Origin of the sequence: Desulfovibrio mangrovi (assembly GCF_026230175.1) — a bacterium.
In the GTDB taxonomy this organism is placed as follows: domain Bacteria; phylum Desulfobacterota; class Desulfovibrionia; order Desulfovibrionales; family Desulfovibrionaceae; genus Halodesulfovibrio; species Halodesulfovibrio mangrovi.
Genome location: NZ_CP104208.1, coordinates 1,415,438 through 1,436,558, shown reverse-complemented (window position 1 = coordinate 1,436,558; position 21,121 = coordinate 1,415,438). Strand labels below are relative to the sequence as shown.

The following is a 21,121-nucleotide window of genomic DNA, read 5'->3' as shown; positions in this document are numbered from 1 at the left end:
GTACGTTGTCCGTTCTATTGATTGAAGGATACGGCAAGGTTTCTGGCCACTTCCCGCAGGTTGGCAAACCAGTCGTATGCCAGCGGGTCTGCGACTACGACGCTCCCGTTGATATGGGCGGCAATGGCTTCTGCACTTTTGCGGGCGAACTGCGGCTGCACAAAGATGGTGCGGACGTTCATCCCGGCTGCCTCTTCCATCAGTTCCTTGAGGATGCGGGGGGTGGGTTCCTTGCCTTCATATTCGATGGGAACCTGCTTCAGGCTGTAGTTCATGGCAAAGTAGCCCCATGAGGGATGAAAAACCATGAAAATTCGCTTTTCCTGCGGAATGGGAGCGAAAACATCCATCAGTTCCCTGTCCAGCGCATCAATCTCCTTTTCAAGTTCGGCAAAATTGGTCCGGAAGATGGCGGCATGGGCGGGGTCGGCCTTTGAGAGTTCCTTTCTGATGGTGATGCCCATGTGCTTCATGAGCATGGGGGAGAGCCACACGTGCGGGTCAAGCCCCCCTTGTTCGTCATTCATGGATTGCTTGTGCTCTTCATGCCCTGCTTTGTTTTCATGGTGATGCTCGGCCATGGGGAGCTTGTGCACGCCCTTGTCCATGTAGACTATTTTCATGGCAGGGTTGGCGGCCTGTATGCGAGGCAGCCATGCGTTTTCAAAGGGAACGCCGATGGCAAAATACAGCGTTGCGCCGGACAGGGCCGCCATCTGGCGGGGCTTGGGCTCGTAGGTGGCGGGACTTGCCCCGGGTTGTACCATGACGGATACGTCGACGAATTCGCCTCCTATGCGTTCCACAAAGAATTGTTGCGGAACGATGCTGACCACCACGGGGACCTTTGCCTGCACCAGGGCAGGAAGGGCGATAAGCATTGTGGCGATGAACAGAATGCGCAGAGCAGAGCGGGGAGAATGAGTGCGGCGATCCATGGCGGCTCCTTGAGCAATGGGGATGGCGGAAAGCGGTGCGTGAATACGCTAACCCGTTTAGACACATAGTATATGCTAGCATTCAGGAGGAGAGTCAACAGCGCGGAAGTCGTATTGCGGGCGTTCCCGGCGCAGTTTTTCAAATCGTCGGAGCAGGCCGTGCTGCTTTCTTACATTTGTTGGTGGACAGGGTTGTGGTGAGGGGCATCTTTCATGGCTTCATGATTTGTCCGGCAATTCGTTCTTCCGGCCCCGTACCGCTTGGCTTGCCTGATGAAATGGCGTAATGGTTTGGCCCAACGGCACATTGGTGCCGAATGATACGGAACACCCGCTGGTTGCTGAAGTATTGTTGTTTTTTGTGGCTGGCAGAAGGCGGGGACCGGATACAGCAGGATGTGCGAATGTCTATAGAACGCAGAAAGACTCGCGAGATTCGGGTGGGGAATGTCCGCATTGGCGGAGACAATCCCATTGTCGTGCAGAGTATGACCAACACGGACACCCGTGACGTGGAAGCGACGGTGGAACAGATCCGTCAGCTTGCGGACGCAGGCTGTGAAATTGTGCGCGTTGCGGTGCTCAACGAAGGAGCCGCATGGGCCATTGGTCAGATCAAGCAGCAGATTTCCATTCCTCTTATCGCCGACATCCATTTTGACCATCGCCTCGCCGTGATGGCGCTGGAGGCAGGGGCGGATGCCCTGCGCATTAATCCCGGCAACATTGGCGGCAGAAAGAACGTGGACGCAGTGGTGGATGCCGCCCGCGCCCATGGTGCTTCCATCCGCGTCGGGGTGAACAGCGGCTCCATCGAGAAGGCGTTGCTTGAAAAGTTCGGCGGTCCCACGCCGGAAGCCATGGTGGAAAGCGCCCTTGCCCATGTCCGCATGCTGGAGGAGCGAGATTTCTACGAAACCAAAATTTCTCTCAAGTCCTCCTCGGTGCTGCATACCATTGATGCGTACCGCCTTCTTGCCGGGCGCTGCGACTATCCGTTGCACATCGGCGTGACCGAGGCCGGCACGCTCATGCGTGGTGCCATCAAGTCTTCCGTGGGGCTGGGCATATTGCTCTGGCAGGGCATTGGTGATACTTTGCGGATCTCCCTGACGGAAGACCCCGTAAAGGAAATGGCCGTCGCATGGGAGCTGCTGCGGGCACTCGGCCTGCGCTATCGCGGACCGGAAATCATCTCGTGTCCCACCTGCGGCAGAACGGAAATCGGCCTCATCAATCTCGCGGAAGAAGTGGAACGCCGTCTTGAAGGCGTGACCGACTCGTTCAAGGTCGCTGTCATGGGCTGCGTGGTGAACGGGCCCGGTGAAGCACGCGAAGCGGATATCGGTGTGGCCGGAGGACGTGACAAAGGTATTATCTTCCGCAAGGGAGAGATCGTTAGAACGGTGAAAGGCGGCGCTCAGCTGCTGGAAGCCTTTATGGAAGAACTCGATTCGTTCCTCGCAGAACGGAAAAAAGGATAATCGATGCGTTGGAGCCGTTTTTACATTCCGACTCTCAAGGAAGCCCCCAGTGACGCGGAAGTAGTCAGCCACAAGCTGCTGACCCGCGCGGGCATGGTCCGCAAGCTGACCTCCGGCATTTACACGTATATGCCGCTTGGTCTGCGTTCCATCTCCAAGGCCGCGAACATCGTGCGCCAGGAAATGGACAAGGCCGGTGCCAACGAAGTGAGCATGCCCATGGTGCAGCCTGCCGACCTGTGGCAGGAATCCGGCCGCTGGGATTTCTACGGGCCGGAATTGCTGCGTATCAAGGACAGACACCAGCGCGACTACTGTCTCGGACCCACGCATGAAGAAGTCATTACGGACATCGTGCGCGGCGAAGTGCGTTCCTACCGTCAGCTGCCCATGAACCTGTACCAGATTCAGACCAAGTTCCGTGACGAAATCCGTCCCCGCTTCGGTCTCATGCGCGGCCGCGAATTCATCATGAAGGACGCCTATTCCTTCGACAAGGATCAGGAAGGTCTCGATGCCAGCTATCAGGCCATGTACGATGCCTATATGGCCATCTTCTCCCGCATGGCCCTGAACTTCCGCCCTGTTGAAGCCGACAGCGGCTCCATCGGCGGCAGCTTCTCGCACGAGTTCATGGTGCTGGCCGAAACCGGCGAAGACACTGTTGTCGTATGTCAGGCATGTTCCTACGCCGCCAACATCGAGCGTGCGGAAGTGCTCTGCACCGGCGATGAGTGCGACCGTCTGGATACGCCCGTGGAAGAAGTTTCCACCCCCGGCAAGTCCACCGTGGAAGACGTAGCCGCCTTCCTTGACGTGCCGCAGGCTGCCATCATCAAGACCCTTATCTTTGTAGCGGACGGTGAGCCCGTTGCTGCGCTTGTGCGCGGCGACCGCGAACTGAACGACGTGAAGCTGAAGAACCTGCTGCACGCCGACGTGCTGGAAATGGCCACCCCCGAGCAGGTGCAGAAGTGGACCGAAGCCCCCGTGGGCTTTGCCGGTCCCGTTGGTCTGAAGATCGCCCGCATTTATGCGGACAACGAACTGCGTCTTGCCACCGACTGGATCGTGGGCGCCAACAAGGGCGATGCGCATTTGAAGCACGTTTCCCTGAAGCGCGACGTGAAGCTTTCCGGCTTCGCCGACCTGCGCCTCATCACCGAAGGCGACGTCTGCCCCAAGTGCGGCGGCGCCATCTCCCTGACTCGCGGCATCGAAGTGGGCCATGTATTCAAGCTGGGCACCAAGTACTCCGAGGCCATGAACTGCAAGTACGTGGATGAGCAGGGCAAGGATCAGACCATGATCATGGGCTGCTACGGCATCGGTGTTTCCCGCGTTGTTGCTTCCTGCATCGAGCAGAATCACGACAAGGACGGCATCAAGTTCCCGCCCCCCATCGCTCCCTTCGAGGCGCTTGTTCTCAACCTTGATATCCGCACCGACGACGTGTGCGCCAAGGTTGACGAAATCTACGAACTGCTCAAGTCGCAGGGCGTGGATGTGCTGGTGGATGACCGTGAAGAGCGCCCCGGCGTCAAGTTCAAGGATGCCGACCTGATCGGTATTCCCATGCAGCTCGTTGTGGGCGGCAAGGGACTTGCCCGCGGCATCATTGAAGTGAAGGATCGCCGTACCGGCGAGAAGTCCGAACTGCCCGTGGAAGGCTTTGCTGAAGCCTTTGCCGCGTGGAAGAAGGATGTCTACGCCGGTTGGGGAATCTAGTAACAGATTGTTTTAACGAGCTGCCTCCGGCGGCCAAGGGGGAGTGCCCCCCTTGGAACCCTCGGCAGGGGGATGGTCCCCCTGCACCCCGCGAAAGGGGTGGTCCCACGTTTCGTGGGGTTAGGCATTGCTACCGGATACGATTTGGGTTTAGCCTGCTCCTGCCGCCCATATGGGGGCGGCAGGAGTTTTTTCATATTGCAGGCATCGGACATGGCATGGATATTCCCATCCGTAGTCATGTTCCGCCGTCAGAGGGGCCAAAGGGAATTATCCCCTTTGGCAGGGTGCAGGGACAGCCTCCCTGCCCGCCGGAGGCCACGCGTACTATGAGCCGCATTTTTTCCGTCCGTGAACTTACCGACGCCATCAAGCGCACGCTTGAGGGGGCGTATCCGTTCGTGTGGGTGAAGGGGCAGGTCTCCAATCTGACAAAGGCCGCTTCCGGCCACGTATATTTTTCTCTCAAGGATGCGGATGCCACACTGAACTGTGTATGGTTCCGTACCGCACAGCGGGGCGAAGAGAGTTTTGATCCGCTGACCGGCGAGGTCTACGAGGACGGCCCGCGTCCGAGCCTTGCCCAGACCATGCGCGAAGGCATGGAGATCATGTGCGCTGGGCGGCTGAACGTCTATCCGCCGCGAGGCGCGTATCAGCTTGTTGTCGAGATCGCGCAGGATGCCGGGCTGGGCCGCCTGTATCTGGAGTTTGAGGAACTGAAGCGCACGCTTGCCGCCAAGGGCTACTTTGACGCCGCGCGCAAACGGGCGTTGCCGTACCATCCGGCCCGCGTAGCCGTGGTAACCGCATCCACCGGCGCGGCCATACGGGATTTTCTGCGCATTGCAGGCGAGCGGGGCTGGGGAGCGGAAATCCGCATCTATCCTTCGCTGGTGCAGGGCGATGCCGCTCCGCAGCAGATTGTGGAGGCGCTGGAAGCTGCCAACGCTCACGGCTGGGCCGATGTTATTGCCTTGGTGCGCGGCGGTGGTTCCATAGAGGACTTGTGGGCGTTCAATGACGTGCGGGTGGCGGACGCCGTGTTCGGGTCGGCCATTCCGGTCATTTCCGGCGTGGGGCATGAGGTGGATGTGACCATAGCCGACCTAGTCGCCGATGTGCGGGCTGCCACGCCGAGCCATGCGGCCCAGCTGCTTTGGCCGGAACGTGCAACGCTCATGCAGACCGTGGACGAGTGCCAGATGCGTCTGCAGCGTCGCTGGGAAAGCGGCATGCGAGAACGGGAAACGCTGCTTGCCGCCCTGTCTCGCGGCCTTGCGTGGCTTTCTCCCGCACGGCAGTTGCAGCGGCTGGATGAGCGGTTTGAGGATTTGGAAGCGCGCCTTGCCCGCGCCATGGAAGGGAAAGTATCTCATGCCGAGATGATGGTGCAGGGCTGCGCTGAAAGGCTTGTGCGTGCTTTCGGGCCGGATGTTGTGGCCCAGCATGCTCTTCGTGTCAGCGCCCTTGAGGATCGTCTGCGTTGGGCTGGCGAGAAGGTTTTGCACGGCAGACAGGTCGTTTTTGAACGGCTGTCGGCCCAGCTTGCCGTGCTTGACCCCATGCGTCCGCTGGAGCGTGGATACAGCCTTGTCCGTCAGGCGGACGGGAGTATCCTGCGTAGCGTGCATGAGGTAGAGGTGGGCAGCAGGCTGCATGTCACTGTACGTGACGGCGTGGTGGAAACCGAAGTGACGGGTACGGAAGCCGCGAAAACGGGAGCGGAATAGTGTTGTTTTCAGATATGTTGCCGTGTGCGGTTCGCCGGACCGGAATGGCTGTTGTTTTGCTGGTGCTGCTTATGTGTGCCGGGTTTGGTGCGGGTGTGGCCTGTGCAGAGGTGAACGTCGTATTGCCCGAACACGCTTCCCCGGGACAAGCCTTCGTGGCCGAGGTGCTCTCCGACGCGCCTCTTGGAGACGCGTTTGTGGAATGGAACGGGAAATCCGTTCCGGTGTCCATGCTGAAGACCGATGCTGCCGGAACTCGGTGGCGGGGGCTGGCCTTGCTCGGCGTTCCTTTCGGTGAGAAGGGTGATAGTATGCCGTTGCGTCTCAGCACGGTTTCCAAGGCGGGGTATCAAACCTCGGAGCACCACGTGAAGCTGGTTGCCAAAAAGTATCCTGAGCAGCATCTCACGGTGGACAAGAAGTACGTGGAAGTGGCGAAGAAGGATCTGGACAGGCATAAGGCCGAGCGGGAGCGTGTTGTTGCAGCCCTTGGACGTATCAGTCCCGACAGCGAGTGGGCGTTGCCCTTTCTGCGTCCTGTGCCTGGCGGTATTTCCAGCGAGTATGGCCTTACCCGCTTTTTCAACGAGAAACCGCGCAACCCGCATAAGGGGCTGGACCTGCGCGGGGCGGCAGGGACGCCGATCCGTGCCTGCGCCGACGGTGTGGTTGTTCTGGCCGAGCAGCATTTCTTTGCCGGAAACTCCGTCTACGTTGATCACGGGCAGGGCGTGGTGAGCATGTATTTTCACATGTCAAAGATTGATGCGAAGGTGGGGCAGAAGGTGAAGCGCGGCACCGTTATCGGTATGGTGGGCAGCACTGGACGCGTGACCGGCCCGCATCTGCATTTCGGTATTGCGGTACAGGGTGAACTGGTTGACCCCACGCCGCTTCTGGCGGATAGTTAGCGGATTGCCAGCTTCCGGATCATGTTGCGTTATTCTGCACGGTTCGGAACTTCGGGAGAGCGACATGGCACAAAAGAAAATACGGTTTGAAGAGCAGCTCAAGAGGTTGCAGACCATAGTGGAAGAGCTTGAGCGCGGCGAGCTTCCTCTCGAAAAGAGCGTGGAGTTGTACAAGGAAGGCCTGACGCTTTCCAAGGCGTGTCGTGGTCAGCTGGAAAAGGCGAGAAACGAGATAACCGTGTTCAGCGAAGGCGAAGTTCAGCCCTTCGAAGGGAACGAGGAGAACGTGGATGACCCCGCAGGAGCTTAAGGCGCGTCTGGGTGAAAGCGCCCGTATGGTGGAATCGTATCTGGCAACGTGCCTGCATGATCGCAGTATTCCGGAAGGGCTGCTCAAGGCCATGGAATACAGCCTGCTGGCCGGCGGCAAGCGTCTGCGTCCCGTGCTTTGCCTTACCGTGGCACAGATGATGGGACTGGATGCCGCACGCGTGCTGCCGTTTGCTTCAAGCATCGAATTCATCCACACCTATTCGCTTATCCACGATGATCTGCCCGCCATGGACGATGACGATCTTCGGCGCGGCAAACCTTCCAACCACAAGATGTTCGGCGAAGCCACGGCCATTCTGGCCGGTGACGGCCTGCTGACAGAGGCTTTTGCCGTCATGGGATCGGTTGCAGGCGACATTCCCGCCGACCGCGTGGTCCGTGCCATGGTGGAGGTGGCTACCGCCGCCGGTTCCGGAGGCATGGTGGGTGGCCAGCAGCTGGACATGGAATACACGGGTCGTGATGGCGTAAGCTATGATGAACTGCGTGGCATGCATGCCATGAAAACTGGTGCGCTGATTCGTTGCTCCTGCCTTTCCGGCGCCATTCTGGCCGGTGCGTCTGAAGAGGATGTCCAACGCCTGAAGATTTATGGTGAAGCCATCGGTGCCGCATTCCAGATCGTGGACGATATCCTTGATGAAGTGGGCGATGAGGCGCAGCTTGGCAAGCCTGTGGGTAGTGACATCGAGCAAGGAAAGACCACATATCCGAGCCTGATGGGCATCGAAAAAAGCCGTGAACTGGCGCAGCAGCATGTGGACAGGGCTGTGGAGCAATTACGTCCCTACGCGGGAGCAGAAGCTGATTTTCTGAGATGCCTTGCCCAATACATTGTTGACAGGGTGTCGTAACAGGATAAGGTGCCTTTGCGTATGGTTGCCGATGGGTTTCTCTGCGCAACCAGTTGTCTTTGCAAGGTTAGTTGTAAAACGTATCAGGATGATTCATGACCTCAGAAGGTATTTCGACCGGGCTTTTGGGCAGAATTCGCAGTCCCCGCGATGTGCACGCGCTGGATGTTCCCCAGCTTGAGCAGTTGGCTGCTGAACTTCGTCAGGCCATAATCAATACGGTTTCCCAGAACGGCGGGCATCTGGCCCCGTCGCTTGGTGTGGTGGAACTGACTCTCGCCATGCTTTCCTCCTTCGATTTTGAAGAGGACAAGGTGGTCTGGGATGTTGGGCATCAGGCCTATGCATGGAAGCTGCTCACCGGCCGTTCCGATACCTTCCATACGCTGCGCACTAAAGACGGCGTCAGCGGTTTTCCCAAGATGTCCGAAAGCCCGTATGACCACTTTGGCGTGGGGCATTCTTCCACGTCCATTTCCGCTGCGCTGGGCATGGCTGTGGCGCGCGATCTGGCCGGAAAGAAGCATGAGGTCATGGCAGTCATCGGCGACGGCTCCATGACGGCAGGCCTCGCTTTCGAAGGGCTCAATCAGGCCGGTCACATGGACCGCAAGCTGCTGGTCATTCTGAACGACAATGAAATGTCCATCTCCCGCAACGTGGGAGCCATGTCGCATTTCCTTTCCCGCAATCTTTCTTCACGCTGGGTTCGCCGTTTCAAGAAGGATCTGGAGACGGTGCTCAACTCCGTGCCCGGCATTGGCGAGGAAATGCTCAACTATGCCAAGCGCAGCGAGCACAGCCTGAAAAGTTTCTTTACCCCCGGCATGCTGTTTGAAGCGTTCCACTTCAACTACATGGGGCCGGTGGACGGTCATAACATCAAGGAGCTGCAGAAGGCCTTCAAGCTCTGCAAGGACCTTGATGAACCCGTATTGCTGCATGTGATGACCAAGAAGGGTAAGGGGTATGAGCCTGCGGAATCCAATCCCACCCACTTTCATGGTGTTGGCCGTTTCGAGCCGGAAACGGGGCAGGCCAAGAAGTTTGCAGCGCTGAGCAATCTGCCCAGCTATACCGATGTGTTCGGGTCTACCCTGTGCCGCATGGCGCGTCAGGATTCGCGCATCATGGCTATTACCGCCGCCATGCCGGAAGGTACCGGAACCGCCTGTTTTGCAGAGCAGTTCCCCGAACGTTTCGTGGACGTGGGCATCTGCGAGCAGCATGCGGTGACCTTTGCCGCCGGTCTGGCAACGCAGGGGCTGCGTCCTGTTGTGGCCATCTATTCCACCTTCCTGCAGCGATCCTATGACCAGATCGTGCATGACGTCTGCCTGCAGAATCTGCCCGTGCTGTTCTGCATAGACCGTGGCGGCCTTGTGGGCGAAGACGGTCCCACGCACCATGGTGCATTCGACTTGAGCTATCTGCGGCATATTCCCAACCTTGTGGTGCTGGTGCCCGGTAACGAGGCCGAGCTGCAGGATTGCATGGCAACTGCCTTTGCGCATGACGGGCCCGTGGCTATCCGGTATCCGCGTGGGGCGGGGTATGGTGTACCCCTGAAGCCCGAGCCGGAGGTTTTTCCCGTTGGAACCGGCGTGGTGCTGGAAAAGGGAGAAAAGGTGGCTGTTATTGCCGTGGGCTCCCGCGTGCAGCCTTCGCTTGAGGTGTCCCGCGAAGTCGCTGAGGAAACAGGCGTTCAGGTTACCATTTTCAATTCGCGCTGCGTAAAGCCGCTGCCGGAAGAACAGCTTCTGGAATTGGCGGCCACCCATGACAAGCTGTTGCTCATTGAAGAGAACGCGCTTGTTGGCGGGTTTACGTCCGGTGTGCTGGAACTGCTTTCCGACCGCAACGCCCTTGGTGGCAAGGTTGTGAAGCGTCTGGGCATTCCTGATAAGTTTGTGGAACATGGTAAGCAGAAGGAACTGCGCGCCATGCTCGGCATTGATAAACAGGGTATTCGCAAGGCATTGCTGGAGCTTCTGGCATAGTGCTCTGTAGAGATGTTGACTTTTCAAGCCCGCGGGTTCCGGCTCGCGGGTTTCTTATTTTTCTTCCACGGGGATTGTAACCTGAGCGTAATTCTGGGAGTCATAAGGGTAGTAGATGCAGTGTGCCGAAAGGCGATCCCTTCTTCCCGCAGTGACATATGCCCTGAGGAACAGCTTTGTTGAGTGACGATGAGATAGTGCAGCGCGTGTTGCGCGGGGATATCAATACCTATTCCGTTCTGATCGACCGGCACAGTCCGTGCGTCTGTCGTATTGTTGCCGGTCATGTCCCGCACGACCGCGGGGATGAAGTGGTTCACGATACCTTTGTCAATGCATACAAGGGATTGGCCTCCTATCGTGGAGGGGACAAATTTCCGAACTGGCTCTCCCGTATCGCGGTGCGCTGCTGTTATGACTATTGGCGGGAGAACGGGAGGAAGTCCGGACATCAGGTTGCGCTGTCGGAAGACAGCACGGAATTTCTGGATAGGCTGATGGCCGATACGGCCATGACGACCTATCATGATGCCGCACGCAGTCATGATGCCGCTGCTGTGCTCTCGTGGGCTTTGGATCAGCTTTCACCGGAGGACAGAATGGTCATTACCCTGACTGCGTTGGAAGAAAAGACAGTTGCCGAAGCGGCAGAACTGCTCGGCTGGAGCAGGGTGAATGTGAAAGTGCGTTCCCTGCGGGTGCGCAGAAAGCTCAAGGACATTCTCGCCCAGGCCGGAATATCGGAGGTGTAGTATGGGTAGCAGTGTTGAACGGTTCATGGCTTTTCTCCGCATGGCCCATAAAGCTGTTGTGGCCGAATCCGATAACAGATTCAGCCATGGGGGAGCGCGGCTCACCGCGTCCGTAATGGACGAGATATTCTTCCTGTCGCTTGAAGACGGCTGGATGGGGTTTGCGAGGACCGCATACTCTTTTTCAGCCGTAGCCTGTATGGCTGCTCTCGCATTATTCGTTGTTTCCGGTACGGTAGGACAAGGTACCTACATCGACCGTGTCATTAATGGCCTGCTGTATGATCCCGCGGGTCTGTTTACGTTGTATTACATGGAATTCTAAAGAGGTTGCATTATGCTTTCTTCGCTTGTGAAGAGATATATTGCTGCAGTTGCCTTGCTCGTTTCCGGCATAATCGTCGGCGCTGTGGGGACGTATTGCTGGATGGTGGCCCACGGGCCGGCGTTTCCTCCGCGTCCCGAGGAAATGCGTGAGAGGATATTCTCGCATCTGAAACGAGAGATCCGCCTGACCCCCGAGCAGGAGAAGTTGGTCCGCCCTGAGTTTGAGAAAGCCTGGATAAAGGGGGTGGAGCTCAGAAAGGCGATTGACCCCAAGTTCAAGGCAATCATGGATGAGACGGACATGCGCATGCGTGTTTACCTGACACCCGAGCAGATCGAACTGCTTGATGCCTTCCGTAAGCGTCTGGACGAACGGCGTGGAAAGTTTGGTGAGCATCCACCTCCGCCACCTCCCATGTTCGGTGAGCATCCGCCCCCGCCACCTCCCATGTAGTTATGAATAAAACCGCCTTAGGGCGGTTTTTTTGTAACTGTTGGTTTCGTTGTTGCGTCACATACTGTAACCGCTGATGCAATGTGAAATGTGAGGCTGGAGTGTGCCGAATACCCCTGACCGGCCACGATCTCCTATGCCACCCCTTGTATCATTTTTCAATGTCTAGGCGGTCTCTATAATGTAGCCCGATAACTCCCCTGTCGGGCTACATTTCTTAATGTAACCGTTGTCGCTGTGCTTGACGTCATATGGATAGAACAATTGTTTCTGTGTTTTTTTTGTATGTATCTGATATGGAGCAAGGAGAATGCCATATGAAAAGAATAGTTTTGATTGTGTTTGTTATAATGATTGCAAGTGCTGGCGTTGCCAGTGCTCAGCCACAAGGGCTACATGGTCCGGGGATCGGAATGGATAGACCCTCTCATGGCCCTCGTCCTCCCTGTATGGAGTACTCGTCACTGGATATGCTGGACTGGCTGGAACTTACGCCCAAGCAAAAAGCCGATATTGCGGTGCTTTTGAAGCAGCAGATAGCCTTCATTGACAAGGTGCAGGCAGAAGAGCGTCCCGCGCTTCGTGAAGAACAGATGAAGGCTATGCGCACGGCTGTAGAGACTGGTGATGTTGAAACTGTTCGCAGTCTTTCCCGCATACGCGGCGAAGAAATGTCCGAGCGTGCGGTTGAGCGGGCAAAATTCAATGCGGAATTGCGTAAGCTGCTGTCCGCTCCGCAACTTCTCAGGCTGGATACGTTCAGGGAGCGTATGGAGTCCCGTATGGAGAAACGGCGTATGGAAGAAGGCGATATCGAGCAGATGCCGAGAAGTATGAGGGCAGAAGTTGCACCTGAGAAGCCTGAAAAAGGTCGGGGGCGGTCTCCGCTGGATGCAGTGAAGCGAGAAATGCAACGGTGGATTGAAGAAAACAGCTAGGCTGTTGTATCAAAAGAGAAAGGCCCGCATCCGTTAAGGATGCGGGCCTTGTGCTTTGCGGAATGGGATATTTTAACGACTGCGGGCCATGTCGCGCAGACGCTGCACTCGCTCCTCGATGGGAGGGTGGGTGCTGAACAGGCGTGCAAGGTTGGCACCGGCAAAGGGGTTCACAATGAACATATGCGCAGTGGCTTCGTTACCGGCGCGCATGGGCACATGCTGGGAATAGGCATTGAGCTTTTCCAGCGCGGAGGCAAGGTGCAGCGGGTTGCCGGCAAGACGTGCGCCCGTATCGTCCGCAAGGTATTCCCGTGAGCGGGAAATGGCGAACTGGATAAGACTTGCTGCAACCGGAGCCAGAAAGGCCAGCAACAGGGCCGCAAAAGGATTGCTGCCGCCTTCTTCATCATCGTTGCTGCCCATGCCGAAAATGGCCATCCACTGCATCATGTTGGCTACCGTGACGATGGCGGAAGCAAGTACGCCAGCAACGGATTGCACGAGAATGTCGCGGTTGGCAATATGACCTATTTCGTGGGCGATAACGCCCTTGAGTTCTTCAGGGCTCAGAAGGCGCATGATGCCGCTGGTGACAGCTACAACACCGTGTTCAGGATTTCGACCCGTTGCAAATGCATTAGGCGCGTCCTGCTGGATTATACAGACACGGGGCTTGGGAATGCCGGCCTTCTGGGCCAGTTCCTCCACCATGCGGTGCAGGCCGGGGGCATCGGCTTCATCAATTTCCTGTGCGCCGTACATGCGCAGAACAATCTTGTCGGAATACCAGTAGCTGCCCACGTTCATGAGCAGTGCCAGTCCAAAGGCAAAGACAAGGCCGGTTTTACCGCCCATGGCGCCACCAAGAAAGATGATGATGCCGGAAAGCAGGGCGAGAAGCATGACGGTCTTGAGATTGCTGGTCATCGGTTTAAAACTCCTTGCGGGATTGTGTAACCCGTCAGTGTATGGTTTGCGCGACTGGGCAGAAGCGTCTGGGCCGCGCGAAACGGCGGGGCAGACAGAATAGTCTTGCCGCTCTGTTTCGATGGTATGTGTAATACGTGCGCCGCGATTGGCAAGGGGTGAAACGGAGAAAACCATCCGGAAACAAAGGGGTGTGTCCGGATGGTGCACTGTGTTGCAGGGGGAGGGAAAGGATCAGCTTCCGTATTGCATCATGTAGACACGCCGAAGCATGTCCACAGGGATTTCGGAGTGCCAGCGCCCCGTAGACAGGGCCCAGCAGTAAATGCCCAGCAGAAGCGCCACGCTGCCGACTGCAATAAACATGAAGGAGGTTCGCCTGTTGCCCAGTCGCACGGAAATGCAACCCTGCACGGGGCAGGCTTCTTCGCACGCGGCGCAGCCGATGCACTCCGGTGTGTTCACTCGCAGTTTCGTCTCAACGGATATGCCGGACGGGCAGGCCTTGCTGCATTTGCCGCAGGATATGCAGCGCTCCTTGTCGCGTGTGAGGGCCACGGGACTGAACAGGGCGAACAGGCCCAGCAGCGCCCCGTACGGGCACAGGAAGCGGCACCACGCGTTGCGGATGAAGAGAGAGGCTGCCGCAAGCCCTGTGATGATAAATATGGTCGTGACGGAAGGCGCCAGAAAGAAGTGCAGCATGCTGGCATCGGCAACCATGTTGTATCGGGCGGAGAGAAAGCTTTCTATGGCTCTTACATCCATGCCGATAATGATGAACCAGAGGAAACCGCCCAGAATGATGTACTTGGGAATGGTCATGAGGCGCGAGGCGATTCTCCCCGTTTCACGACAGAGTCCGAGCTTGCGGCCCAGTGTTTCCAGCAGGGATGAAATGAAGCCGATGGGACAGATATAGCCGCAGAAGCCTTTGCGGAAAGCAACGGCTATGAGGATGAATGTAAGAAACAGCGTCAGCCCTGCAGGGTGAATGGAGTCCCACAGGCCGGTCAGAATGAAGCGTTTTGCGGCCATAAGGGCGCTGATGGGCAGAAAGGCTTCGACTGAGGGGGGCTTTGCCGTAAATTGATCGGTCTTGCCGCTCAACCAGGCAACGTGGTTGTAGAATGTATGGCCTGCATAGAGGCAGAAGGTCGTGAAGAGGAACTGAATGAGAAAGCGGAGTCCGCGCGGACGCCGCCAGAACGGAAGAGAGGGGCTGGGCATGTACTACCTGTCAATATCGCGCTTGTTTTGATCGACAGGAATCCATGTCACATACCGTGCCGGATGTCAGCCCTGAAGTTGCAGAGTGGCTGGCAAAAATTGGGCAAAAGAAAAAGGACATGGCTTGCCCGAGCACATGTCCTTGAGACCGGTGAACCGGTCTGCTCAATTTCCGGCACAGTGGCCGCAAAATTGAGGCCGCGAAGCTAGCTGGTCTTCTTGATGTAGTACAGCGCACCGAGAACGGTGACGATGCCTACGAAAAACAAAACAAAATCCATGTCTCCAACTCCTGGCGTGTGCCTACTTGTTAAAAAATTCTCAAGCCCACGAAGAGATGTGTACTGGAAAAGCCGCTGAAGCACAAGTATTGTTGACAAAAATCACGATCTGGTTGCGGAAAAATTTATAAATGCCTGTTTTGCTTGTTGAATAAAGCGCAGTGTCAGGTTGCGGTCCTTGCGTCCGTCCGCTCCCTCCACACCGGTATGGGCATCAACTCCCGCAGGGCGGACAATGCGGATTGCCTCGGCCACGTTGTCCGGCGTCAGTCCTCCCGCAAGGATGACGGGACGGGGCGACAACTCGACCAGACGTCTGGAGACCGACCAGTCGTGCGTCAGTCCGGTGGCGCCATCCGCGCCGGTGGCGGGGTTGTGGGTGTCTGTGATGAAGGCATCCACATGGGGGCTGAGCTGGCTGACCATTGCTTCCAGTTCATTGGCGTTGCTTCCGTCGCGGCAGACAACAAGGCTTTTTATGACAAAGAGTTCCGGTGTAAGGGCCTTGAGCTTCTTCAGTTCCTGCACGGAGATGGGCCCGTGTAATTGTACATGACGCATGCCAATCTCGGTACAGAAGCGGACCACGGCTTCAGTCCTGTCCAGATAGCAGATGCAGACGGGGGTGGCCTGCGGAGAGATTGCACGTGCCATGGCGGCTGCCTCCTGCTCGGTGCAGTCTTCCGCATTGACGGGCAGCCGCAGAGGGAATCCGATGGCGTCGACACCGGAATCCAGCAGCAGCGCAACTTCCTGCATATCGTGCACGCCTGCAATCTGCACGAGTCCGTGAAATGGCTTCCCCGGGATGAGACTGAGGCTGGGGGGCGGGGTGTTCATGATGTCTTCCCACTCTCGGTGTGAGTCTGTTTCCGGCCTATGAGCGTCTAGGGCCGCAGGATGCGATGTGTCCGTCTTCCAGTTTCAGAACGTGCGTAATCTCGGGAATCAGTTCCGAGGCATAATGCGTGACGTACAGCAACTGTATGCCGTTTTGGGCAAGCGTACTTAACAGATACAGAAAGTGCGCTCTGGATTCGGGATCAAGTCCTGAGCAGGGCTCATCCAGCAACAGGATGTCCGGGCCGGGAGCCAGGGCGCGGCAGAGCATGAAACGCCTGAGTCTGCCGTAGGACATGTCGCGGATGCGCTGACCGGCATAGTCCGCAAGTCCCATATAGCGCATCCATGCTGCTGCGCCTTCTCTCTCCTGCTCGGTTATGGTCTGCCAATCCCAGAGCCCTATGCTGGCAAAAAAGCCGGACAGAACCAGCTCTTCGCCGGAAATGTCCAGAAGAGTGCCGTGATAGTGGTCGTGCCCGTAAGTGGCCTGCAGCCTGTCAGATACATAGCCGATACGCCTGCGCACGGCGTTCAGGTCGGGTTCCGGGTCGCCGAACCATTTGACCGTGCCGCCCCACGCCTGCCGCTCGTCGCCCATCAGAAGGCGCAGGAGGGTGGACTTGCCTGCCCCGTTTGCGCCGCATACGGCCCAGTTCTCGCCGTCGAGCAAACGCCATGAGATGTCGTGCAGGACCGGTGCGCGGTTGATGTATACCGTGGCCTTATCCAGCTCGAACAGCGGGGCGGTGTGTCTGACTGCGGGACGGATATGAGGCGGAGTTCCCTCGGGAGCAACGGAGTCCTTGCAGTGGGGCGTTTCGCCAAGCGTGGCCAGAAGTTCAGCCACCTGTCCCTGCATGACAATGCTTCCTCTGCGCAGAAGCAGGCCGTGCGATATGCAGGCAGGAAGCTCATCCAGACGATGCGAGGCAAAAAGTATCGTCGCGCCGAGTGCAGCGGCCTTGTCGATGGTCTCAAGAACCTCGGCCCGTGCCGTTTGGTCCAAGCCTTCGCAGACCTCGTCCAGCACGATAATGGCCGGACTGTTGACCAGCGCCCGTGCCACCAGCAACTTGCGCAGCTGTCCTTGCGACATGGCGGGGAGCTGCATGTCCAGCAGATGCTGCACACCAAGAGTGCAGGCAAGTTGCATCGCTTCTTCACGCTGCGGCTCACTGGGGGACTCGTACAGCAGGGGGGAATCAAAGTAGCCCGTCAGGAGCAGCTCTTCGCCGGTGAGCTTCCACTGCTGGCGAACGTAATGCTCCTGCATTTCCGAACTGACAATGGCAATGCGTTTACGCACGGCCAGCGGGGTTGTTTCCGTGACGCCATCAAGACACCACGTGACTGAGCCACCATCGGTCTGGTCTGGGCGTTGTTCGCCGCGAATCAGGCGCAGCAGGGTGGATTTTCCCGCTCCGTTAGGCCCGATAATGGCCCAATGCTGACCGCGGTGTAGCGTCCAGTCCAGCCTGTCGACAGCCTTGGTTACGGTGGCTGTGCCGGTAACATGCCGGGTGAAGGAAACCGTACAATGGCCAAGGGCTACAAGGGGGAAGGACATGGTGGCAGTTAGAAGGCCTTGACCTGCATTGTGCGGTTTTCAAAATACACGCTTTCGCTATAGCCGTAGCTGCGGGCATAGGTTTCCAACTGATCGAAGGCGTAGCCTACGGATGCGGTGGAGTGGGCATCAGAGCCGAAGCTGATGGGAAGGTTCAGTTCGCGTGCCGCTTTCATGAGGAAGGGGCCGGGGTAGATTTCCTTGCACAGCTTGCGCAGGCCGGCAGAGGAAATTTCCATGGCCATGCCGGCATCCTTTACTGCCTTCAGGGCGCTACGAACGACTTCCTGCGCGTTGGGAGTCGCGATCCAGCTGCTGAAAGTATCCACCGTGAAGATCTTTATGATGTCCGGATGGGCGATGATGTTGAACAGACCGGTTTGGGCGACGGCGATCATGGACGTGAAGAACGCTTCGTACCGCGCATGGCATTCTTCGGCTGTCCATGCTGACCAGTCGTCTGGTTTGAAGTCGAAGCCCCAAGTGTCCAGGAAATGGATGCCCGCAATCACGTAGTCGAACGGGTCGGCAGAGAGCTTTTCACGAATGTAGGGCTCCTGTCCGTTGGTCCAGTCCATCTCGATGCCGAAGAGTACCTTCATGTTGTCATCGTTGGACTTGAGGGCCGTAACCTGCTGAACGTATTCAGGCCACGCGGCAGTCAGTTTGGCCTTGTAGTCCGTCGGGTAATCGAAACCGGCGGGACGCGGGGAATGCTCGGAAAAACCGAATACGGTCATGCCTTTCTCGCGGGCAGCTGTGTACATCTCCTGCACCGTGGCTTTTCCATGGGAAAACGACGTGTGAATATGCGTATCTACAGTGATCATAGTGTTCCTTGAAAATATGAGACGGCTAGAGGCGCAAGAAGAAAGGGCGCTCCGCATGTGCGAAACGCCCCATGACGGTTTTGGGGAATCAGTATTTGGGGTTCTGCACGACGATGGCAAAGGCTTTGCGCACGGCGGCGAGCACATCTTCATCCTTCACCGGATCGCGGAGCACAATGGTGCCGGCCTGTGTGTATCTGGGCGGAAGAGAATTGAGTGCCAGTGCGTATATGTCCTGAAGTGACAGTTCATCAGGCTGGTATCCGGGCGGTTCGCTCATGACTTTTTGTATCATCTTGATAACCCGGATTTCGTTTCTGTTTCGGATTTCAGAGAAATTCAGAGTGCCGACGCGGTACTTGTCCTTCCTTTCAGACATGGTGCCTCCATAGCCGTGTATTGTTTCCTTTTCAGGCTATAGCAAGCATTGCAGCGAAGGGGCAAGAGATGAATGATAACCAGCGGCAGTGAAGAACGCCGTAAGGCATGAAGAAATTAAGGGGCTGCCTCCTTGGGGGAAGGAGGCAGCCCTCGTAACACCGCCGGACGGAACGTTTGGGGGCCATAAGGGGGGCATGGCAGAAAGGTGCATGGACTGATGGGGTAGTTTGTCTCATGCGGGTCTCGTTTCAGCTTCCGGCGGAGCATCAGTGACCAGTGTGAATTGTTATCCGTCTTCGATATAGACTTATCTATTTCGCATGGCAAGAGAAAACCCTCCGGAGGATTCCGGAGGGTGAAGTTTTAGTAATTATGGCTATAACTTTGCCTTGAGAACCATGTCAGTTATGGGCCCTCTGGATCTGTCTCCTTTGAGGACGATGTGGGCATAGTTGGGAAAGCCTTTGAGCTTGCGTACGATCCAGTTCAGCCCGTTATTGGAGTCATTGAGATAGGGGTTATCCACTTGTCGGGTATCGCCAAGGCAGAAGCACTTTACATTCTCTCCCATACGGGTCAGCAGTGCGCGCATTTCGGTGCGGGAAAGGTTCTGTGATTCATCCACGATAACTATGGCGTTTTCGATGTTCATACCCCGTATGTAGGCCAGGGGCAGAATTTCGAAGCGTTTCGGGTTGTAGCGCAGCAGTTCCTCTCCGGGGTTGGCGAATATGCGGTTGGCCGGACGAGTGCCATGCAGCTTCAGCAGCAGGTCCTGAATATATTTGACGTAGGGTTCCATCTTTTCCCTCACGTCCCCGGGCAGGTAGCCCATCTTGGTCCCCAGTTCTATAAGGGGTTTCACCACAAATATCTTTTCATAAAGCTTACGTTCAAGCGCCAGATAGAGCGCAGTGGCAAGGGCAAGATAGGTTTTGCCGTAGCCCGCTTCGGACTGGATGGAGACAAGGTCTATCCCTTCGCGTTGCATGAGCATGAGCGCGAGGTTCTGGTATACGTTGCGCGGTTTCACGTTCCAGACATTCATCTGGTAGGTGATGAGTTCGTCTCCGTCTGTCCCGTGGAACATGGGCTTGCCTTCATGCCAGCTGAAGGCATTGTCCATCCGGGGCTCCGTGGCATCCAGAAAGCCGGTGTATCGTTGTGAGTCTGATTCAAAGGGGCGCGAGTCGCGTAGTTCCTCGCTGTCTATGCCGGTAAGCCCGGCCTGCAGGCGCAGTATCTTGTCATTGGTAACGAGGATGGGAGAATCAATCTGCGCGGCACTGATCTCGCGCAGGATGAAGTTGTCCACCACCTCTTCCGTAAAGGGAGAGACGCTGGAATCGTTCTGGATGAACTGGATGATTTCCTTGTTGGCGAGAAGGGTGTCCACCACGCGAGAGACGATGTGGCGGAGGCGAGGATTGGTTTTGAGGGAGTTCAGCTCGATGAGGACGTGGTAGGGGATGAAGATGTTGTTTTCATCACCGTTTCTGAGGTTGTGGATACAGTCCGGGTTTTCGATGAGGACGTTGGTGTCGAGAACGAAGTTTTTCCTGCCCATGCATACCCCTTTGGTTGAGGTGGGTTGCATACGGCGGTCCTGCGCAGGGGCCGGACCGCCGCGGAGTCCTCGGAACGCAGGTGCAGACTAGCGGAGCTTTCGTTGCAGGCGGGCTCTTATGATAATGGCCATGAGGTTCATGCCCAGTACCAGTGCGATGAGCACAAGAGAGGTTCCGTATTGCAGCGGACGGGTCTTTTCGATCTCCGTGCCTGCGGTTGCCAGTACATAGATATGATACGGCAAAGCCATGACGCTGTCGAATACGGAAGCGGGAAGTTTGGGAGAAAAAAACATGGCCGCGGTAAACATGATGGCAGCTGTTTCACCTGCGGCTCTGCCGATGGCGAGAATGGCGCCTGTGAGAATGCCGGGTGTGGCGGCAGGCAGCACAACCTTGGAGATGGTCTGCCATTTGGTGGCCCCGAGACCGAGGGAAGCCTCACGGTAGGTGGGGGAAACGCTGCGTAGGGCCTCTTCGGTAGCACCGATGATCAAGGGGAGTATCAGGGCTGCAAGGGTGCACATGCCCGCGAGCATGGAAACGCCCATGCCCATGACTGTGACGAAGAAGGAAAGGCCGAAGAGCCCGAATACCACCGAAGGGACACCGGCGAGATTGTTGATGGCAAGGCGAATGGCATACACGAAGGGGCCGGGCTTGGCGTATTCGTGCAGGTAGACGGCTGTGGCCACGCCCCACGGCAGCGCTATGAGCATGGAACCATACGACAGGGCGATGGTGCCGACGATACAGGGGAATATGCCGCCCTCGGTCATGGCCTCGCGCGGATGCTCCAGAAGGAATTCCCAAGAAATGGCGGGCAGGCCGTAATAGAGAACAAAGCCGCAGATAATGGCCAATGCCAAGGCGTTGATGATGACGCTTCCCTTGAACAGGGTGAACATGAGGGACTGTATGGGGAGTCTGCGTTTCAGGAAGCTCTGGTCCTGAGGCATGCCGTTGTGTGTGTCTGCCATGGTGGTGTTTCCGATAAGGGGCTGTGCCAGTTGGCTCATTATAGGTCTCCGTCCTGTCG

General features: G+C 57.1%; 20 protein-coding genes. 11 read left to right on the top strand and 9 right to left on the bottom strand.

Annotated elements, in window-relative coordinates; genetic code table 11:
* Positions 1 to 14: 14 nt before the first annotated feature.
* Positions 15 to 938: a metal ABC transporter solute-binding protein, Zn/Mn family gene (locus tag N1030_RS06665; RefSeq protein WP_265828453.1), complete on the bottom strand. Its 924-nt coding sequence runs from the start codon at positions 936 to 938 to the stop codon at positions 15 to 17.
* Positions 939 to 1,342: 404 nt separating this feature from the next.
* Here N1030_RS06665 and ispG point away from each other — a divergent pair, with 404 nt between their 5' ends.
* The 11 genes from ispG (at position 1,343) to N1030_RS06610 (ending at position 12,452) form a co-directional block, all read left to right on the top strand.
* Positions 1,343 to 2,422 carry a flavodoxin-dependent (E)-4-hydroxy-3-methylbut-2-enyl-diphosphate synthase gene (ispG, locus tag N1030_RS06660; RefSeq protein WP_265828452.1) on the top strand — a complete coding sequence of 360 codons (1,080 nt, stop codon included), beginning with the start codon at positions 1,343 to 1,345 and terminating at the stop codon, positions 2,420 to 2,422.
* Between the two features lie 3 nt (positions 2,423 to 2,425).
* The gene (locus N1030_RS06655; protein WP_265828451.1) at positions 2,426 to 4,150 is read left to right on the top strand and encodes a proline--tRNA ligase; all 1,725 of its coding nucleotides are present in this window, start codon (positions 2,426 to 2,428) and stop codon (positions 4,148 to 4,150) included.
* A gap of 329 nt (positions 4,151 to 4,479) precedes the next feature.
* Positions 4,480 to 5,883, top strand: a complete 1,404-nt coding sequence (xseA, locus tag N1030_RS06650; RefSeq protein ID WP_265828450.1) for an exodeoxyribonuclease VII large subunit — start codon at positions 4,480 to 4,482, stop codon at positions 5,881 to 5,883.
* Positions 5,884 to 5,927: 44 nt separating this feature from the next.
* Positions 5,928 to 6,794, top strand: coding sequence for a M23 family metallopeptidase (locus N1030_RS06645; RefSeq protein ID WP_265828449.1), 867 nt, complete (start codon positions 5,928 to 5,930; stop codon positions 6,792 to 6,794).
* Between the two features lie 64 nt (positions 6,795 to 6,858).
* A complete protein-coding gene (locus N1030_RS06640) occupies positions 6,859 to 7,104 on the top strand; it encodes an exodeoxyribonuclease VII small subunit (RefSeq protein ID WP_265828447.1) in 246 nt (81 codons plus the stop codon).
* Positions 7,085 to 7,981, top strand: a complete 897-nt coding sequence (locus N1030_RS06635) for a polyprenyl synthetase family protein (protein WP_420842830.1) — start codon at positions 7,085 to 7,087, stop codon at positions 7,979 to 7,981. The genes N1030_RS06640 and N1030_RS06635 overlap by 20 nt, the downstream gene beginning before the upstream one ends.
* Positions 7,982 to 8,076: 95 nt before the next feature.
* Positions 8,077 to 9,981 carry a 1-deoxy-D-xylulose-5-phosphate synthase gene (dxs, locus tag N1030_RS06630; RefSeq protein WP_265828446.1) on the top strand — a complete coding sequence of 635 codons (1,905 nt, stop codon included), beginning with the start codon at positions 8,077 to 8,079 and terminating at the stop codon, positions 9,979 to 9,981.
* Between the two features lie 179 nt (positions 9,982 to 10,160).
* A complete protein-coding gene (locus tag N1030_RS06625) occupies positions 10,161 to 10,733 on the top strand; it encodes an RNA polymerase sigma factor (RefSeq protein WP_265828445.1) in 573 nt (190 codons plus the stop codon).
* 1 nt (position 10,734) lies between these two features.
* Positions 10,735 to 11,058, top strand: coding sequence for a hypothetical protein (locus N1030_RS06620; RefSeq protein ID WP_265828443.1), 324 nt, complete (start codon positions 10,735 to 10,737; stop codon positions 11,056 to 11,058).
* A gap of 12 nt (positions 11,059 to 11,070) precedes the next feature.
* Positions 11,071 to 11,514, top strand: a complete 444-nt coding sequence (locus N1030_RS06615; protein WP_265828441.1) for a hypothetical protein — start codon at positions 11,071 to 11,073, stop codon at positions 11,512 to 11,514.
* Positions 11,515 to 11,831: 317 nt separating this feature from the next.
* Positions 11,832 to 12,452, top strand: a complete 621-nt coding sequence (locus tag N1030_RS06610; RefSeq protein WP_265828440.1) for a Spy/CpxP family protein refolding chaperone — start codon at positions 11,832 to 11,834, stop codon at positions 12,450 to 12,452.
* A gap of 72 nt (positions 12,453 to 12,524) precedes the next feature.
* Here the strand turns inward: N1030_RS06610 and htpX are convergent, their stop codons facing one another.
* The 8 genes from htpX to pstA form a co-directional block, all read right to left on the bottom strand.
* Positions 12,525 to 13,382, bottom strand: coding sequence for a zinc metalloprotease HtpX (gene htpX, locus N1030_RS06605; RefSeq protein WP_265828439.1), 858 nt, complete (start codon positions 13,380 to 13,382; stop codon positions 12,525 to 12,527).
* A 234-nt stretch (positions 13,383 to 13,616) separates the two neighbouring features.
* A complete protein-coding gene (locus tag N1030_RS06600) occupies positions 13,617 to 14,612 on the bottom strand; it encodes a 4Fe-4S binding protein (protein WP_265828438.1) in 996 nt (331 codons plus the stop codon).
* A 383-nt stretch (positions 14,613 to 14,995) separates the two neighbouring features.
* Positions 14,996 to 15,733: a phosphoribosylanthranilate isomerase gene (locus N1030_RS06595; protein ID WP_265828437.1), complete on the bottom strand. Its 738-nt coding sequence runs from the start codon at positions 15,731 to 15,733 to the stop codon at positions 14,996 to 14,998.
* A 37-nt stretch (positions 15,734 to 15,770) separates the two neighbouring features.
* The gene (locus N1030_RS06590) at positions 15,771 to 17,303 is read right to left on the bottom strand and encodes an ATP-binding cassette domain-containing protein (RefSeq protein WP_265828436.1); all 1,533 of its coding nucleotides are present in this window, start codon (positions 17,301 to 17,303) and stop codon (positions 15,771 to 15,773) included.
* 8 nt (positions 17,304 to 17,311) lie between these two features.
* Positions 17,312 to 18,133, bottom strand: a complete 822-nt coding sequence (locus N1030_RS06585; protein ID WP_265828435.1) for a histidinol-phosphatase — start codon at positions 18,131 to 18,133, stop codon at positions 17,312 to 17,314.
* Positions 18,134 to 18,221: 88 nt separating this feature from the next.
* A complete protein-coding gene (locus N1030_RS06580) occupies positions 18,222 to 18,512 on the bottom strand; it encodes a late competence development ComFB family protein (protein WP_265828434.1) in 291 nt (96 codons plus the stop codon).
* A 378-nt stretch (positions 18,513 to 18,890) separates the two neighbouring features.
* On the bottom strand, positions 18,891 to 20,081 hold the full coding sequence (locus N1030_RS06575; RefSeq protein WP_265829029.1) for a PhoH family protein: 1,191 nt from the start codon (positions 20,079 to 20,081) through the stop codon (positions 18,891 to 18,893).
* Between the two features lie 87 nt (positions 20,082 to 20,168).
* A complete protein-coding gene (gene pstA / locus N1030_RS06570) occupies positions 20,169 to 21,041 on the bottom strand; it encodes a phosphate ABC transporter permease PstA (RefSeq protein WP_265829028.1) in 873 nt (290 codons plus the stop codon).
* Positions 21,042 to 21,121: the final 80 nt, after the last annotated feature.